Origin of the sequence: uncultured Leptotrichia sp. (assembly GCF_938036635.1) — a bacterium.
Lineage (GTDB): Bacteria > Fusobacteriota > Fusobacteriia > Fusobacteriales > Leptotrichiaceae > Leptotrichia > Leptotrichia hongkongensis.
Genome location: NZ_CALHQO010000244.1, coordinates 1 through 2,734, shown reverse-complemented (window position 1 = coordinate 2,734; position 2,734 = coordinate 1). Strand labels below are relative to the sequence as shown.

General features: G+C 34.6%; 2 protein-coding genes. Both read right to left on the bottom strand.

Translation table 11 applies throughout. The features are described from left to right. Positions 1–189: 189 nt before the first annotated feature. Positions 190–1,407 carry an aspartate kinase gene (locus Q0370_RS04700; RefSeq protein WP_021743937.1) on the bottom strand — a complete coding sequence of 406 codons (1,218 nt, stop codon included), beginning with the start codon at positions 1,405–1,407 and terminating at the stop codon, positions 190–192. 25 nt (positions 1,408–1,432) lie between these two features. Next, positions 1,433–2,734, bottom strand: a 1,302-nt coding sequence (gene lysA, locus Q0370_RS04695) for a diaminopimelate decarboxylase (RefSeq protein ID WP_299572781.1), incomplete at its 5' end; no start/stop codon positions are given.

Below are 2,734 nucleotides of genomic sequence, written 5' to 3'. Positions count from 1 at the left end.
AGTGTTAATTTTGTTTTCCTTTTTATTAATTCAGAAAATAATTTATCTTTTTCAGTTTGATTAAAATTGTTTATTACTTTCTTAACTTCTTCTTCAAGTTCTGAATTATTTTGATAATTATTACCAAAAGAAATCATTCCAATAATCAATATTAATAAAATTACTATTTTTTTCATTCAAATCTTCCTTCTACAAATCAAATTCCTTCGCAAATAACTCAGCCACTTTTTTCCCCATAACTTCGTCTACAACTAATGAAATACTGATTTCAGAAGTAGAAACCTGATGGAAGCTTATGTCGTTTTCTGAAAGGATTCTAAACATTTTGGCAGCAACTCCAATGTTGCTTATCAGTCCTATTCCTACTACAGAAACTTTTGTAATGTAAGGATTTATTATGAACGATGTTCTTGGAAATTCTGCTTCTATTTCTGCACCAATTTTTTCAAGTGCGGCAATGTCTGTTTTTGGACAAGTAAAGGCAAAACTTCCGTGATGGCTTGTTACGTCATTTTGACTTATTATGTCAATATTTATTCCATTTGCTTCGGCTTTTTCAAAAATTTCATACACATTTTGTGCATTTGTTGGGATTTCCTCTACGTTTACCATTACCATATTTTCATTGATTGATACTCCAGTTATTACTTTTTGCTCCATTTCCTTATTCTCCTTTGTTTTTTCTACTGACGTTATAATCGTTCCGTTTTTTTCTCCAAGCGATTTTCCAACGTAAATTTCTACACCATATTTGCTTCCAAGCTCAACTGCTCTTGGCTCCATTACTCCAGCTCCTAAAAAAGCCAGCTCCATCATTTCATCATAAGAAACAACTGGCAATTTTTTGGCATCTTTATAAACTCTTGGATCAATTGAGTAAATTCCATCTACATCTGTGTAAATTTCACATTTCCCTCCAAGTGCAGCCGCTAGAGCAACAGCCGATGTATCAGATCCTCCACGTCCCAAAGTTGTCACATCTCCAGCTTCATTTACTCCCTGAAATCCAGCTACAACTACAATTTTCCCTTTTGATAGATGTTCTTTTATCTCTTTTCCGTTAATGTCCTCAATTCTGTTTTTTGTATAATGTCCGCTCGTTTTTATTCCAGCCTGAGCTCCTGTAAGCGAGATAGCCTCGTATCCAAGCGTCTGTAAAGCAATGCTTAGTAATGCGATTGTCTGCTGCTCTCCAGTTGACATCAGCCTGTCCATTTCTCTCAAGTCAGGTTTATCAGTAATTTCGTGAGCCAATTTTATTAAGGCATCCGTAGTTTTTCCCATTGCTGAAACCACGACAACCACATCGTTTCCAGAATCCTTCACACTTCCCAAATATTTTGCGATATTCATTATTTTCTCCGTTGTAGCAACCGAAGTTCCACCATATTTATGCACAATAATCACAATAAATTCACCTCTTTCTTATTTTTTATAAATCAAAAATTTCATCATTTCTAATCAAATCATCCAGTGTTTCTCTCTTTACCGCAACTTTAGTTTTTCCATCCTTTACGAATACAACTGCTGGTCGCATCATTCTGTTATAGTTGCTTGACATTGTGTAACAATATGCCCCTGTTGTCGTTACTGCCACAATATCTCCAATTTCTGTTGCTTTTGGCAATTTTCCTTTTTCAATGATAATATCCCCTGATTCACACAGTTTTCCTGCCAAAGTTATTTCTCTTACATCTGTATCATTTAGCTTGTTTACAACTCCAGCTTCATATTCTGCCTGGTATAATGCCGTTCTTATATTGTCCGACATTCCTCCATCTATAAACACATACGTTTTTCCGCCGACTGTTTCCTTAATTCCTCCAACTTCGTACAAAGTAGTTCCCGCATTTCCAACGATACTTCTTCCTGGCTCAATACAAAGTTCCTTAAATCCAATCTGATATTTAATTTCCATTGCTTCTGTATATGTTATTATTTCACTAAGTACTTCCTCTATCGGTTTCGGATCATCTCCTTCCTTATAGTAAACTCCAAATCCTCCACCCATATTTACTGTGTGAACTACTATTCCCAATTCCTTTTTCAATTTATCCAAATATTTAAAAATCTCATCTAAAGCAAATATAAAGAACGCCGATTGGAAAATTTGCGAACCGATATGCGTATGAAATCCTTTAAATTCTATCCATTCGCTATCATTCAACCTTTTAATTATATCAAATAAATTATCCTGAAACAATGAAATTCCAAATTTTGAAGTAAGCCCAGAAGTTTTTATATAATGATGCGTATGTGCCTCTATTCCTGGATCGATTCTCACAAGCACAGCCTGCTTCTTCCCTTTCTCACGGCAAATTCTCTCAATTTTATCAATTTCATCCTCATTATCAACAACAATCGTATCAATCCCAAATTCGACAGCCATTTCAATTTCATTTACCAATTTATTATTTCCATGTAAATGAACTTTATTCATTGGAAATCCCGCTTTATAAGCAGTATAAAGTTCTCCGCCTGAAACAACATCCAAATCCAGCCCTTTTGATTCAACCAGTTTAATCATCCCTGTTGATAAAAATGCTTTTCCAGCATAAGCAATTCTTGTATTAAATCTCGTTGACTTAAATGCCGCTTTCATTTTATCTATCGTTGTTTCAATAAGCTCCTGATCCATCACATAAAGTGGCGTTTTAAATTCTTTCACGAGTTCAACTGTATCTACTCCTCCTATTGATAAATTACCATTTTCATTAACTTTCGACGTTCCAAA